Raw genomic sequence first — 14890 nt, forward strand, 5'->3', positions numbered from 1 at the left:
CGGTCGCGCCAGGACGGAATCCGCCGCACCAGCCACATCGCCGGTTGGTCTACTCGCCCGGACGTACACAAAAAGATCGTCACGTCCGACCCTGACCGGCCTGAGCGCGGGACGACAGCAGCCGGGGCTGCGAGCATGCTCCGGGCGTGCCCGCCGCCGGGGACGTGGCGGGGGACGTGGCGGGGATCTGGCGCGACGAGTTCGACGCCGCGCTCGAGGAGGGCGGGCTGTTCCAGCTCACCATGCACCCGCACGTCATCGGCCACCGCTCCCGCATGGCCGTACTACGCGAACTGCTGGAGCACATCGACGCGCAGCAGGGCGTCTGGTACGCCACCCACGCCCAGGTCGCCGAATACGTCCTGGAGCAGGCTTCATGACCTCTGCGAGCCTGCGGTGCGGGTGCCCCGGGATCCGACGATCCCGAAGGAGGCCATCCGCAGCTCGCCGCCCGCGTCCGCCTCGACGAGCGGTTCCCTGCGCTTGCCGAAGACGAGGTCTGCGCAGGTGACCGGCCCATGATGTTGGAGCGCACGTCGCTTTCGGCGGTGTCGGCAAGCATCGCGGCGATCGGTCTGGTGCGTCCGATGCACAACGCGGTGTGGATGCGCGGCTCGCCGACGCGCTGGGCCGAGACGCAGCGTCACCCCCGCCCGCGAGAAGGACGTCTGGCTGAACGAGGGCTACACGCTCTGGACGGAGAAGTACCGGACGGAGAAGCACGGCGGCCAATCCGCGCAGTCCGCGTTCGAGCAGATCTACGCCGACCCGCCGCCCATGCCGCCGGGACGGACCGCGTTCTGATACGTCATGACCGCCGACCCGGGCCGCGATCAGATGTTCCACCGCTCGATCTACCTCCGCGGGAGCGCGGCGCTGCAGATGCTCCAGCACAAGGTCGGTGACTAGCGGGTCATGACGCCTGACCCGCATTTGGCCGACGAACAGGAAGTACGGCAACGGCACCACCGAGGACTACGAAGTGCTCGCCGAAAGATTTCCGGGCAGGACCTCGGCGCTTCTTCAAGGTCTGTCTCCACACACCAGGCAAACACCACCTGGTGACCGTGGTCTTTCAGCTCCGGCCCAGCGCCCTCGCCTGGCGGCCGTGGACAGAAGTCGATCTTGTTCAATAGCATGCGATCCGGTCACGTCGGTCGTGGCCGAAGTGACCGGATCGGAGATTCCGCATGCGCTCTGTATCGCGATTCGCGCGTCCATTGTGCCTGGCGGCGGCCGTGGCGGGACTGGTTTTCGGAGCCGCATCGCCGGCGGCCGCCGCGGACCCGGAGAACGTCGGCTGGCTGTACACGGAAACCCACAGCGGCGCGGTGTTCTTCGATGCGGATCTTTCGGGATACCCCTCGTACGAGAAGATCACCGTGTGCGACAACCTGACCGACGGCCGGGGAATCGAGGCGTACGTCGAGGGCAACGACCCGCTCGATCCCGACGCCGTCGTCTGGTACTACTTCCAGGATCCATCCCACGACGGCCAATGCCGTTCTTGGGCGACCAACTACTTCGCCGACGGGAAATCCGTCTTCGTCAAGGTCTGCGAGTACTGGGGCGACAACCGCGCCAACTGCCGCTGGGGCAGCGGCGTGGCTTAGCGGTCCTGGCCGCCGAATGCGGCGGTCTCGGCCTCGTACTCACCGGGCCACCAACTGTGGATTGCCTCGCTCTCAGCCAGGTCGTCCAGCGCCGTCCCGTGATCAGTCCTTCGGCCTCGGCCTAGTGCAGGAGCGGAGCCAGATGGGTCGGCGCGTTCTGTTCGCTGGAGTCCCAGTCCGGAAAGTGGACGTGGATCTGCCCGCCATTTGACCGCCTCCCGCCCGGTCAGAGTCTGCCGCCTGCCCAGCCGGTATGTCGTGGCAGCGTCGGCCAGGTCGGTAGGCCTGACGCTCCTGAAGGCTGCACAGTTGAGCCATGGGTGTCAGTTCGTCGTCAGTAGGGCGCCATCCAGCACAGCGGCGCAGTCGTGTGCCCCCGTGGGCGCCACGGGGGCAGAGGCCGGCTACCCGGCATGCGGCCGCCGGGAATGATCAAGTGACCGGGGCCCGCCCTCGCAAGGCCCGGTCGCTCATTCGACCCCCTGTCTCCGCGCTGCGGCGAGCAGGGCATCGGCGTCACCGAACAGATCGCTGGCAAAGACCCGTACGCCGTCGCTGCTCGTAGCGACGACCCGCGTGCCGCCGCCGTCGAAATGCACAGACCCGACGCTGTCGCCGGGGCCTCGGAGAACAGCGACAGGCTGCCCGGTCGAGACACGCCAGACCCGCGCGGTGCGATCCCCTCCCGCGGTGACGACGAACTCACCATTCGGGCTGAACTCCGCCGCCCAGACCTCGCCGGTGTGGCCGCGCAGCTCATGCAACTCCCGGCCGGTGCGCGCGTCCCAGATTCGGGCGGTGTCGTCCTGGGCGGCGGTCACGAGGGCCCTGCCGTCCGGGCTGAACGACATGGCGCGGATGGCCTGAGTATGGCCTTTGAACGTCGCCCGGAGCCGCCCGCTGGGGACGTCGTAGAGGCGGCCGTCGGTGTTCCGCGAGTTGTTCTCGAGGTCGGAGCCGCCGCCGACGGCGAGCGCTGCGGAGTCGGGGCTGAACACCATGGTGAAGGCCTTGTCCGCCAGGGTCAGCCGCCGCAGTTCGGCGCCGGTGCCGGTGTCGAAGACCCTCAAGACCCCGTCGGTGGTCGCCAGTGCCAGGTAGCGGTCGTCGGGACTGAAGGCCACGGACGTCACCCACGTGGTGAGTGGCATCCGCAGGGTCACCGCCGTGCGTCGGCCCGTCAGTCCGCGTATCTGCGGTGCCGCAGGCCGGGGACGCAACACCAGAGTTCTGCTGACATCGCGGTTGCACGCATCGAGGCTGTAGAAGTTCTCCTCGGCGGTGATGCTCGGTCCCCAGCGGCCCCTGCCCCGGTCGTAGGACGTGACGAAGCCGTTGGCGTCGATGCCGACGCGTCTCCCGTCAGGAGCGACGCGCAGCAGCGGCCCATGCGTTCCGGGCAGCCTCAATGACGACACCGTGCGCCCATCGCTCAGCCGGACGATGCGCGCCTCTCGGTCCGCGACGACTGCGAGCAGGCCACCGCCGAGCACACCGGCGTCGGAGGCGTTGAGGAGCGGCACCGTCAGTTGCGGCTCGCCCGCCCCGGCGTCCCAGACGCGGACGGTCCCGTCCTGGCCCGCCGTCGCCACGGTGCGGCCCGCCGAATCCGACACAGCGTCCCAGAGGGTCTGGCCGTGGCCGATGAGACTCTCCCTCTGCTCACCGGTGCGCGCCTCCCAGATCCGGGCCGTGCCGTCGTAGGAGGCGGTGAGCACCCGGACGCCGTCAAGGAAGGTCACTCGCCGGATCGCAGCGGTGTGCCCCCGCAGTGTCGCCACCGGACGTCCGTCATCGGCCGCCCACACGCGAGCGGTGAAATCGGAATCCACCCGCGTGGCGTGCGCGGCCGTGGCGACCAGGGAGCCGTCGGGGCTGAAGGCCACGCTCCGCACCGCCTCGCGGTGACCGGCGAGCGAGGCGATCCGCCGTCCGCTCCGCACGTCCCAGAGCTTGGCCGTGTCGTCGAAACCGCCGGTCACCAGGCGTGTTCCGTCAGGGCTGAAGGTGGCCGCCGCCACCGCCGCACCGTGGTCGAGGGCGGCCACCTGCGTTCCAGACCGCACCGTGCGAACGACCGCCTGGTCATCGGTGCGGGTGACGAACAGGCCGCGTCGGCGGCTGAAGTGGGGCGCGTCCAGATAGGCGGCACTGTCCCGGAAGCTCCCGAGAAGACGCCCCGTACGGCCGTCCCAGAGCCGGGCGGTCTCGTCATCGGAGGTCGTCAGGACCCGGGATCCGTCCGGGTTGAACTCCGCGGTCCGCACCGGCCCGGCAGTGTGTCCGCGGAGCTCGATCGCGGCGCCGGTCCGCACGTCGACCAGGACCACTCCGCCGCCGCCGTCGCCGATCACGAGTCGCCGGCCGACCGGTGCGAAGCCCAGTGCCGTGACGGCCGAAGGCCTGGTGAGCAACCGCCTGCCCTGACCGCGCTCTCCCGGCCGCCAGAGGCGCACCTCGCCGCCTTCTGAGCCGGCCGCGACCTCGGATCCGTCCGACGAGATCGCGACGGCCGACATCGCCCCCCTGGCACTGCGCAGGGCGGCGCGCTGATGGTTCAGGCCCAGCCCGGTCCGCAATGCCTCCACGGCCTCGGCGGTCTTGTAGCGCCGCACCGCTCGCACAGCTAGTTCCGATCCCGCATGGGGGTCCGAAGAGTAGGTGTTGGTCGCGCGCATGGCCAGTTCCCGCGATTCGGCGATGGCCGCACGGCGCTCCGCCGTGTTCCGCTGATGCACGGCGACTATGGCGGCCGTGACCGCGAAAGCGGTGATGACGGCGAGGACGGCCACCGTTCCGGTGACGATCTGGCGGACCCGGCGATGCTGCCGCACGTCCTCGCCGAACATCTCGTCCTTGCTACGGCCGTGCAGCGGCGCGGCTACGTCGACGACCGCATCGACGAAACGGGGCGAGGCGCGAAGTTCCTCGATACCGATACCGCGCAGGTCGCCCCACGAGGGCTCCTCACGGAACAGACCGTAGGCGGCGGGAGGAAGGCAATCGGTCCGGCCGGGGGCGAAGTCGCCGCGCACCGGATCCCACCCGATCCGGCCCTCGACGACGAGGAGGAAGACCGTCCCCGACGGCTTCGCCGTCCGCCAGAACCTGACCTCCTCGTCGACCCACTCGGACGCCGCCGCCGCGGGCGACGCGAGCAGGATGAGCGAACGGCTCAGGCGCAGACCATCGTGCAGGGTCTCGCGCAGCCGCGGCCCGGTCGTGAGCACGGCACGATCACGAAAGATCCGCAATGCCCGCAGCCGGTACCAGGATTTCGCGAAACGCGCGAGAGCACGCTGGAACTCGGCGGCGATCGCCTCGTCCCCCCGTGCGTACGAGATAAAGGCGTCGAATCCGACTTTCTCGGAGTGACGTGCCGGTCTCTCATGAAGCGTCATGCACAGGCCTCCATACCGATGCCGCCCGCGCATGACGTTCACCGCAGAAGACAAGCGCATCACCGCAAGCTCTGACTGCGAATAGGCTAGCCAGCCGGACTTGGACATAACGGACCTGGATCTTGGCCACACATGGCCGCATTCGCACCGCGCCCAGCCACGCGGAAGTTTCCGCGACAGAATGCCGAGCCGCCGAACGTCAGGCCACTACCGGTCGCGTGACGCCGAGAGGTCGCACGGACACCTGTCAGTGGGCATACCGTCGGTCGACGATGCTGGCCGGAAGAACGACGACGCCGACTGCAGGACCAGATGACGTTCTATCGCGAGAACATTACCGGGACATCCGGCGCGCCGCGCCGTTACGACTACGACGCCTTCCTCTCCTACAACCAAGAAGCCGATCAATGGCTCGCTCTGCTGCTCAAGCAAGGCCTGCACCGCTTCACCGCACCGTGGTACGGACGGCGCGCCCTGCACGTATTCCTCGACGACACGTCGATGTCGGCGACCGCGAACATGAGGGCCGAGATCCGTCCTGCTCTCGACAGATCCCGCTTCTTCATTCTGCTGGCCGGCCCGGAATCCGCCACATCGCCATGGGTGGACTGGGAGCTGAAGAACTTCCTGGAAACCCATGGAATCGAGCGCGTGCTGGGGGTACTCCTCCGCCGCTGTTTCGCCCAATGGCACGATCGTCGCCACGGGGAGCGCCGACGGCACCGTCCAGTTGTGGGATGCCTCGACCCAGCGCCTGCTGGGGGGTGTGGCCGCTCACAAGAAGGGGGTCACCGGTGTGGTGTTCAGCCCCAACGGCCGAACGATGGCGAGCGCGAGCGCCGACGGCACCGCGCAACTGTGGGACGTGGCGACGCGACGTCCGGTCGAGTCACCGCTTGCCGGACACAGCCGGGACATCCGCGCGGTGGCCGTCTCTCCGGACGGGCGGCTTCTGGCTACCGTCTGCGGCGATGGCACCGTCCGCCTCTGGGACGCTTCGCTCCACCGTCCATTGGCGCAGCCGTACATGGCGCACGGCCACCGCGCGATCTCGTTTGTCGACCATGCGCGGGTGCTGGTCACGAGCGACAGCAGGGGGACCGTGCAAACGCGGGACGTGGCGTCGGGCCGGCTACTGGGCTCGGTGCGCACCGCCACTCGCAAGGCTCCCGGTTTCGCGCTGACCAGTCCGGACGGCGGCGTTCTGGCCATCGCGAGCGGGGGCGCGCTCCAGTTGTGGGACGCCCGGACCTTCGCCCTGCGCGGAACGGTGTTCGACCGGGACGTCCCCGTCATCGTGGACGCCGCGTTCAGCCCCGGTGGGAGGTACCTCGCCGTCGCCGTTCGAGACGGTTCGCTTCTCATCTGGGACGTCGGTGCGCGAAGACCCACCGGCCCAGCGTCGATCAACGGGGACTTCGGTGTCATCACCGGCGTCGCGTACAGCCCGGACGGCCGCGTCCTTGCTCTCAGCAGCGACGATTCCACCGTCCGGCTGTGGGATCCGCGCACGCGAGAAATCGTGGGCAAGCCCTTCGCCGGTCATGTGCAGCGCGCCTACTCCGTTGCCTTCGACGCGACCGGCAGGATGCTTGCCGCCGGCGGGCAGGACGGGAAGGTGCGTCTGTGGAGCACCGATCAGCATCGTTCGGTGAACGCGGAACTGACGGGGCCGGTCGCGCACGTCTATACGGTCAGGTTCAGCCCGGACGGCCGAACCTTGGTGGCCGCCGGCATCGACGGCGCCGCCTGGCTGTGGGACGCCGCCAGCCAGAGCCTCATCGGTGCGCCGCTGCCCACGGCGTCCGCCCCCGCCGGCGACCTGCAGTTCAGTTCCGACGGCCGCCGGCTCACGACGATCGACCGAAAGGGCGTTCCGACGATCTGGGACGTGCGCGACACAGTCGACCAAGAGGCCCAACTGTGCGCCCGCGCCGGTCGTTCCCTCACCAAGAAGGAATGGCGGCAATATGCATCCGGGTTGCCCTTCAGGGAGCTGTGCCCATGAAGCTTCGCAGGGCGGTGTGATCGGCCCTCAGACCGGACGGCGGCTCTCCCGACACGGCCGCCGGCCGCCCAGGCGCGCTCCGAGACTGATCTCGTTTGCTCGTGGATCCGTGCACCACCCGCCTCCCGGAACACGAGAAACCGCCCATACCCGCTCTCGACCGATGGCGGCCACCTGGTGTCGGTTAAGGGAGACCGGTGGTTACATTGTGGAACGAGAAGGGCGACGACGGAACTCGTTATAATGATCATCGCATTCACTGCCCGTCACATCGCTCAAGCCGCGTTTCCCCCCGGGGCCAGGCAGCATGCGCTGGACTCCCTGCAACTCATCTTCCGTGGGCTGCATCCCCGCCTTGCCATCGGCCCGGCCCTCGCGGGTGCCGATCCGCTGCCGGCAGAAGCGGCCGTCCGTGCCGACGTCCCCGTCCAGTTGCTCACGCCGGCCGCCGGGAGCGGACCGGCCGGCCCGAAGGACGTGCCGAAGCCCTTTTACGACCTCGCCACCGCCAGGCGAACCGAGGTCGTCCGGATATCGGCCGCCTTCTCGGACGACGCGGAGCCCACCCTCCTCGCACGTCCGATACTGAAGAAGGCCCACGACTCCCTCGACGAAGAGGAAGAATTAGTGGTCCTCGACGTGGGATCCGCGAATGATGACGAAAATGATCCCGCCGCGCTTCTGGCCAAGCTCGCCGAGCTGAACGGCCATCTCGTGCTGCGCCTGGATCCGACCGTGGCGAAGCACAGGCTCCCGGTCGCCTTCGTTGCCATGCCTTACGGGAGCAGGACAGAGGCCGCGCCGCCCATGAAGGGCTACGAGTCCGATGAGACATGGTTTCGCATTATCGTGCCGGCCCTCGTCGACCGCGGATACCGACCTTTCCGCGCTGGATACGAACTCGGCCGGGAGTCCATCGACCTCACGATGCTGAGAGAGATCGCGACCTCCGACCTGTTCGTGGCGGATCTCGCGACGCTCAATGCCAACGTGCTGTGGGAGCTGGGCGTCCGGCACGCCTGGCGTCCCCATGGCAGCCTGCTCGTCGCCCCGGAGGGCACTCTCCCCCCGTTCGACGTCGATCACATGCCGGTGCACCGGTACCGCCGCAGGCTTCGCGAGGTTCCGGAGCGGGACGCGATCATGGGCATCCGCACCGTGCGCGAAGCTCTGGCCAGGTCATGCCCGGGCGACCTGACCAGCCCGGTCTTCGTGGCCTTACCAGGACTGCGCGAGGTCGTCCTGCCCAAGAGGGCAGAGGAGCGCGAAGTGGCGTCCGCGGAGGCCATGGCGGATCTCGTCGAGGAGATCTCGATCGCGTCCGACCTACGTGCCGAGGACCGGCTGGCCGCGGTGTCCGACCGCATCGAGGAGACAGACCTTCCGGACGCGAGTCGACGCACCTTGCACCGGCAGGTAGGCCTCGCCTACCTCACTCTCGGCAACTACGAGAAGGCAGCCGCTTCGCTCGAGCCGCTGGCGAGCGCGGACACGGATCTCACGGACATCATCCTGCAGCAGCGATTCGCGCTCACGCTGATCCATCGCGTTGCCGCCGACGAGGCCGAACGTCTGCAGAACCTGCTGCGGGCCGTGAAGCTGCTCACCACGCTCGACGAGCGGTACCCGCAGTCCGCGGAAACGCTCAGCCTCCTGGGCAGCGCCGCCAAGCAGACCCTGCAGGCGGGCGGGTCCATGGAATCCCACATGGAGAAGGCGATCAGCGCCTACCGGAAAGGCCTGATGGCCGATCCGGCGAACTACTACCCCGGCATCAACCTGATCGCCCTGTTACGCCTGCGCGGGCAGCACTTCGGCAGCGCGGAGGATCTCGAGGAGGTCAAGGAGATCGTTCCCGTCGTCCGGTTCGCCGTGAAGAACAGCTCGGAGGCGCCGGACAGCGGCTGGCTCCGGGCGACGCTCGGCGAACTCGCGCTGCACCGCCACCTCCTCGCAGAGGAACCAGAACAGGACCTCCTCACCGAAGCGATCGGGTACTACGCGGCGGCCGCCCGCGGCGCCAACGGCGAGCAGCGCAAGTCCATGCGCCGCCAACTCGAGTTCTTCCGCAGGGCGGGCGACCCGCCCGAGGTGATCGACCGACTGCTCGCACTCGTCCCGGAGGCCGACGCTTGACCGCTCACCCGCCCGCGCTGCCCGACAGCGCGTTCCCCGCCCTCTACCGGTCCGCCGACCGCCTGTCGCTCCAGGGCCAGAGGGCCTTCCTCCGCGCCACCAAGACCCGCCTCGTCCTCGCGGTCGTCGCCGCGGTCTCCGCTGCGTTCAGCCTCCGGATCGGGGGCGGCCCCGTGGACGTGATGGCGATCGCCGGAGCGGTGGCCTTCGCCGCGGTCGCCTGCTTGGAGCTCTACCTGGCGTTCCGGCGGCCTGAAGCGCAGTGGTACGACGGCCGGGCGGTCGCCGAGTCGGCGAAGACCCTGGCATGGCGCTACGCGGTCGGGGCCTCCCCCTTCAGAATCGGCGCCGCGAGCGCCGAGGAGGACGTCCGCGCCTACTACCGCGACCAGCTCGCCGAACTCCTCCACGACGCGCCGAGCACGAGCATCGCCGCCACCACCGAAGCCGCCGTGAGCGAGCAGCTCCAGGCCATGCGCTCCCGGCCCTTCCACGAGCGCAGGGAGGCCTACCTGGCCGGGCGCATCGAAGATCAGCGCAATTGGTACGCGAGCAAGTCCGAGTACAACAGGCGGCGAGCCGGCCTCTGGCGCATCGTTCTGGTCACCGCCGAGGGTTCGGGGATCCTCACCGCCGTCCTGCGTGCGTTCGACGTGTTCTCCGTAGACCTCGCCGGCATCTGCGCCGCTCTCGTCGGCTCCGCCGCCGCGTGGCTGGCGGTCAAGCAGCACGCCTCCCTCGAACGCGCCTACGCCTTCGCGGCGAACGAGCTGGCCATCACACACTCCCGGCTGAGCGACGTCCAGGAGGAAGCGGTGTGGGCCGCCGAGGTGGCCGACGCCGAGGAGGCCATCAGCCGCGAGCACACGATGTGGCGCGCCAGCCGCTCCACCGACCCCGGCTGATCCGAGGCCGATGAATCGGACGCAGGCCCTGATGCGGGGACGCGATCTGGGGTGGCTCTAGCCCCGAGGGTCGACGCGGACGACGCGGTGGCCGCGGCGGGCGGCGATGTCCGCCATGTCCTCGCTGTGGTCACGCCCCGGCCGGCGGCCCGCACTGACGATCACGACGGTGAGCTCCTCTCCATCGCGCCGAGCCTCCTCGGCATGGGCGAGGATGCGGCGCACCATTTCTCCGAACCCGTCGTCGTCGGTGCCGAGGCCGGGTTGCTCGATCACTTCGCTTCGCGGCGCGGCGGTGAGGACGTGGTAACGATCCGTCCATTCGGCTCCCTTGTCCGCCACGGACGCGGCGACGAATTCGTCGGTGTCGGAGGTGACGAGAAGTTCGACAGCGGCCCCGGCCCTCAGGGCGGACGCGGCGGCGAGGAGGTCGGTGCCGGCGGCGGCCGAGCCGACGGCGAGCCGAGGCTGCAGGTCGGCGAGTAGGCCGTCGAGGCGTTCCTCGACAGCGGGCAGGCAGTCGGCCGGCAGTTGCCCCTGGGACTCCGACGGACGGCGCCCTCCGTACACGACGATCACGGCGTACCCACTTCCGGTGCCGCCGGGCTTTTTGCCCGGCTTCAAACTGTACGGCCAACGGCACGACCACAGGCTTGCCCGGTGGGGATACGGTTTGGGCGCCGTGAGGCGTAGTCCATCACCTGGTGTCGCGTATATGAAGTCTGCTGACGGTGGGTTGCGGCGTGTAGGACTTCGCCGGCGGCTTGGTCCCGATACGAGCGGACGCGCTGGTCGGCGACATCGATGTAACTGCCGATGGCGGCAATCAGGTCGGGGACGAGGGTGAGGGCGCCGCGGCGGACGGCCTGGCGGATATTGACCCCGAGTGCTTGTGGTGAGACCTCTTCTATCGGGGCTGCCAGCCGTTTTCCAGGCGCTGCCTGCTTGTCCGCCCGCGCAGTCCTGCCTGAGGCGGACCGTATTCGTTGGGAAATACGGCCAGGTTCTGGAACCCGCTCCCCTTCCCGCCACGCGTCGCGTTCGAATAATGATCAATATGCTCGCCCGACAGTACGGATACGCCGTCACCCCCCGGCCTGCCGCCGAGGTAGCCCCACGCCTGGTTCTTCTCCCAGTGATGCGATCTCCGGCCTGAAGGCCGCCCACGGCGCGGCAGGTGACCCAGAGCTCGGATGATCCATCGGACAGGCTCATATCAAGAGCATGGTTGGCCTTCGCGCCTCTGTGTGCGGCGTCGGTCAGAGCGCTGGTTCTGCGGTCGGCGTGCGGTCGGGCGATGGCCGACCGCGTCGATGCGTTTGGTCGGCCTGCCTCAGCTCGCTCCGCAGCGCGGCGAGTGACACGGCTCCGACGAGGACGGTCCCGTCCGGAAACCGGAAGACCGGCACTCGCGGGCCAGTCGCGCGAGCGGACCGCACAGGTTCCGCGCGGGGCCGCTCGCCCTCGCTCTCACCGTTCCATCTGACGCCGATCGCGGACGCCAAGCCTCGCAGCACGTTCGCGTCACCGATGTCCATACCGTCACTGAAGTAGGCGCGGTAAAGGCGCGCGGCCATGTCCTCGGCGACGCCCTGCGCGGCCGCCAGCGCGATGAGCCGGTGCGCGTGGGCGGTGTGGGCGGGCACGATCCGGTCGAGGTCCACCACCAGGCCGTCGACCGCCGCTGCCCGTGCGATCTGCTCGACCCGTACGGCGGGGACGAGTTGGATAGGGCCGGAGCCCGGCAACGTTCCCGCTGACGAGCCCGACGTCTGGTACGGCCTGAAGACGACTTCCAGTTCGCCGCCACCCGCCCGGTGCTCCTCGGCGGCCCGCTGGAAGCGGGCGTAGCCGAGCGCCGACCACACGCAGGCGATGTCGTGGGTGAACTCAACTTTCATGGGTCGTCCTTCTGAGACGGCACGGATCGTTCCGTGTCGCCTCAGCATGCCCGGCGGCGGGACTCTCGTCAATACGGAACGTTCCGTGCCGCCTGAGGGCTATGCTGTCCGCATGTCACCCAGACGTCCCGAGCGCCGAAGTGAAGAGGCCGCCAACGCCGTCATCAAGGCCGCGATGGACCTGTGCCAGGAGGTCGGGTACCGGAAACTCAGCATCGAGGGCATCGCCGCCCGCGCCGGCGTCGGCAAGAACACCATCTACCGCTGGTGGCCGTCCAAGGCCGCCGTGCTGCTGGACGGCCTGCTGTCCACATGGAAGATGGACGCGACCTTCCCCGATACCGGTGACTTCATCGCCGACATCAAGGCACAGATGGCGGCGGCCTCTCGCATCCTCGGCGACCCGGACGTCTTTCCGCATTACCGCGCACTGATCGGCGAAGCCCAACACGACCCCGACCTCCATCGGGCCCTTTGGGACAACTTCATCGGTCACCTGGCGGGCGCCGCCGCCGAACGCATAAGGACGGCGCAGCGCGAAGGCCAGATCCGCTCCGACGCCGACCCGGTCCTCGTCACCGAGCTGCTCTACGGCGCCGCCTACTACCGCCGGCTGCTCACCCCGCGCATAGCCGACACCGACCACATCAACGCCATAGTCGACCTCGCGTTCACCGGGCTCGCCCCATCGGCCGACAAAGCCACCCGGTAGCAGGCCCACCGGCTCCCGCCGCCCCTGCGCTGCCGAAACCACCTCCATCTGAGGACGGCGGTGCACAGCGCGGTCTCCATGGCGAGTCGCTGATGCGGCAGGAACGGTCGGTCGGCGCGCCGGACTCGTTCCTCATCGCGCACAGCGCGAACCACCGGTGACCATCAGCTCAGCTCACGGATCCACGGGTCCAGGAGCGCGACCGCGCCGTCCCGCGCACCGCCGCCGACGGGGTTGCCGTAGTGGTCCGCGGCGATGCCGGCGACATGCTTGTCCGAGCTGCCGATGGCCGCGACGATGCCTTCGAAGTCGCTCGGGAAGACGCAGTTGTCGGCGGTGTAGGTGACGAGCAGGGTCGGCAGGACCATCTCCGGACCTGCCTTCTCGATCGCCGCGTTGGACGACAGCGCGGACCAGGTCGACAGCCATGCGTCAGGGGTGGCGAGCCGGCCAAACCCGGTGATGCCGTAGTTCGTCTTTTCCGGGTCGGCGCCGTAGACCGAACCGTAGGCGCGGTCGGACTTGTCCAGGCTCTGATCCATCGCGCGCAGGTCGGCGTCCGTGCGCCACACCGTGATCAGCCGTGCGGTGCCCGCGCGTCTGCGGTCCTCGGCGGTTCCGTCCCCGCGCTTGACCGCCGCGCGGGCGGCCGCGGCGTCCGCGACGCATGCCCGTGCCTTCTCGTCGATCCGGGCGATCCGCGCCAACTGGGCCGCGCGGTAGCGGGCCACGAACTCCGGGGTGTAGGCCGAGCTCTCCGGGGCCGGCCGGTAGCCGTTCTCCTCGGCGAAGGGATCGAGCGCGGGGTCGACGGAGAACGCGTCCTCCTCGTCGGTGACCGACGGGTCGATGCACCGCGCGAGGAGAGGGCCCTGTCCTGGATGCGGGGCGAGGTAGGCCAACGCGTCTAGTTCGGGCAGGACCGCCTTGTCGAGCGCGCTGGGCCGCCCGGCCGGGGTCCTGGCGACCCGGTTCTCCGGCGCACGCAGCGACTGCTGAACGTAGTAGGTCAGGAGTCCGCCGCCCCCGGAGTTGCCGAGCCCGACCGTTCGCCGGAAGCCCACGCCGTGGAGCCATTCCAGGCCGGCGGCCAGATCCAGCAACGTCTGCTCATGGATCAGGCGCAGGTCGTTGCCCGCGTCCCGGGCCTGCTGTGCGAACACCGCGTGACCGGCCTCGATCAGCGCCGGGATCAGGTAATGGCGGGAGAAGTCCACCCGCGGGTGCATCAGTACGACGACGGTCGTTTCACGCGGCTCGCGGCCCGTCGGCGTGTACAGCGTGCCCTTCGCCGCGTTGCCGTCGGCCGTCACGGCGGTCCGTTGGAGGATGCCGGTGCCCGTGGGCAGGGAGGCCGGATGCCAGTCGACGTTGAGACCCGGATTCTTCCTGGTCGCGGCGGCCATCAGACGGCACCCAGCGTCGCGTCGCGATTGAGCAGCCGCCCCGCGCCCGGCAGGTCGACCGGGAGACCCAGTTCCTCGAGCAGGGTGAACGCGCCCGCGGTCGCGGCGGAGAGCACGGGAAGCCCGAACTCGTCCTCGGCGGCCTGGACGAGCGGCAGCGATGGCATCTGCACGCACGCAGAGATGATCAGTGCGTCCGCTCGGCTCAGATCCAGCGAGCGCGCCGCGCCGAGCACCCTGTCGCCCGGGATGCAGCCGACCTCGGTGTTGTCTCCGACCTCCAGTGCCCGCCAGTCGGCGACCGTGACGCCTTCCGCCTCAAGGTAGGCGACGACCTGTTCCGCGACCGGCCGGAGGTACGGCATCACCACGGCGACCCGGGTCGCGCCGGTGGCCCGCAGCGCGTGGACGAGGGCACCGGCACTGGACGTGACCCGCGGGGCGAGGCCGCGTTCGGCGAGCTGATCCCGCACCGCTCGTTCGGCCGTGATGTGCTCGGCGATGCCGTCCGTGTGTCCCTGCGCCATCAGTGCGACGAGGCAGGCGTACAGAATCGCGTCGACACCAGCGTCGCCGATCTCATCGACGCAGCGGCCGCGCTGGGCGTTCATCGCGCGGAGCTCCTCCGGCGACACCGTGTGCATCCGCATCCGGGTCGAGTGGAAGGAGAACGTCGCGTCGCGGTGCCGCTGGAGCAGCGCCGGCATCTCGGTCTCCACGGTGATGTTCGAACTGGGCACCACCAGCCCGATCCGGTAGTGGGCCCTCTGGCCCGCGGCCGTCGGTCTGCTCATCGTTGCTCCTCACC

General features: G+C 69.3%; 11 protein-coding genes and 1 pseudogene. 7 read left to right on the plus strand and 5 right to left on the minus strand.

The window, feature by feature from the left end:
- The first annotated feature begins 146 nt into the window (after window positions 1-146).
- Window positions 147-380 (plus strand): polysaccharide deacetylase family protein, encoded by a 234-nt coding sequence (locus ABWI07_RS29600; RefSeq protein ID WP_353820512.1) that lies wholly within the window; start codon window positions 147-149, stop codon window positions 378-380.
- 810 nt (window positions 381-1190) lie between these two features.
- On the plus strand, window positions 1191-1613 hold the full coding sequence (locus ABWI07_RS29605; protein ID WP_149256894.1) for a hypothetical protein: 423 nt from the start codon (window positions 1191-1193) through the stop codon (window positions 1611-1613).
- A gap of 470 nt (window positions 1614-2083) precedes the next feature.
- On the opposite strand, the gene ABWI07_RS29610 is transcribed toward ABWI07_RS29605, so the two are convergent.
- Complete coding sequence (locus tag ABWI07_RS29610) at window positions 2084-5014, minus strand: WD40 repeat domain-containing protein (protein ID WP_353820513.1); 2931 nt, start codon at window positions 5012-5014, stop codon at window positions 2084-2086.
- A gap of 312 nt (window positions 5015-5326) precedes the next feature.
- Here ABWI07_RS29610 and ABWI07_RS29615 point away from each other — a divergent pair.
- From ABWI07_RS29615 to ABWI07_RS29630, 4 genes and pseudogenes are all read left to right on the plus strand, one after another.
- Window positions 5327-5632: pseudogene (locus ABWI07_RS29615) on the plus strand (TIR domain-containing protein); the annotation flags it as partial.
- Between the two features lie 19 nt (window positions 5633-5651).
- Window positions 5652-7022, plus strand: coding sequence for a WD40 repeat domain-containing protein (locus ABWI07_RS29620; RefSeq protein ID WP_353820516.1), 1371 nt, complete (start codon window positions 5652-5654; stop codon window positions 7020-7022).
- A 243-nt stretch (window positions 7023-7265) separates the two neighbouring features.
- Window positions 7266-9158, plus strand: a complete 1893-nt coding sequence (locus tag ABWI07_RS29625; RefSeq protein WP_353820518.1) for a TRAFs-binding domain-containing protein — start codon at window positions 7266-7268, stop codon at window positions 9156-9158.
- Window positions 9155-10063, plus strand: a complete 909-nt coding sequence (locus ABWI07_RS29630) for a DUF4231 domain-containing protein (protein ID WP_353820519.1) — start codon at window positions 9155-9157, stop codon at window positions 10061-10063. The genes ABWI07_RS29625 and ABWI07_RS29630 overlap by 4 nt, the downstream gene beginning before the upstream one ends.
- A gap of 57 nt (window positions 10064-10120) precedes the next feature.
- Here the strand turns inward: ABWI07_RS29630 and ABWI07_RS29635 are convergent, their stop codons facing one another.
- Window positions 10121-10642, minus strand: coding sequence for a hypothetical protein (locus ABWI07_RS29635; protein WP_353820520.1), 522 nt, complete (start codon window positions 10640-10642; stop codon window positions 10121-10123).
- Window positions 10643-11322: 680 nt separating this feature from the next.
- Window positions 11323-11964 (minus strand): DsbA family oxidoreductase, encoded by a 642-nt coding sequence (locus ABWI07_RS29640; protein WP_353820521.1) that lies wholly within the window; start codon window positions 11962-11964, stop codon window positions 11323-11325.
- A gap of 112 nt (window positions 11965-12076) precedes the next feature.
- On the opposite strand from ABWI07_RS29640, the gene ABWI07_RS29645 reads away from it, so the two are divergent.
- Entirely contained in the window at window positions 12077-12676 is a 600-nt protein-coding gene (locus ABWI07_RS29645) for a TetR/AcrR family transcriptional regulator (protein WP_149256900.1), read from the plus strand.
- Between the two features lie 164 nt (window positions 12677-12840).
- Here the strand turns inward: ABWI07_RS29645 and ABWI07_RS29650 are convergent, their stop codons facing one another.
- Together ABWI07_RS29650 and ABWI07_RS29655 are read right to left on the minus strand one after the other, a co-directional pair.
- Complete coding sequence (locus ABWI07_RS29650; RefSeq protein WP_353820523.1) at window positions 12841-14082, minus strand: hypothetical protein; 1242 nt, start codon at window positions 14080-14082, stop codon at window positions 12841-12843.
- On the minus strand, window positions 14082-14876 hold the full coding sequence (locus ABWI07_RS29655) for a maleate cis-trans isomerase family protein (RefSeq protein ID WP_353820524.1): 795 nt from the start codon (window positions 14874-14876) through the stop codon (window positions 14082-14084). Before ABWI07_RS29655 ends, ABWI07_RS29650 begins: the two co-directional genes overlap by 1 nt.
- Between the last annotated feature and the right edge of the window lie 14 nt (window positions 14877-14890).

Origin of the sequence: Actinomadura sp. NPDC000600 (assembly GCF_040492135.1) — a bacterium.
Lineage (GTDB): Bacteria > Actinomycetota > Actinomycetes > Streptosporangiales > Streptosporangiaceae > Spirillospora.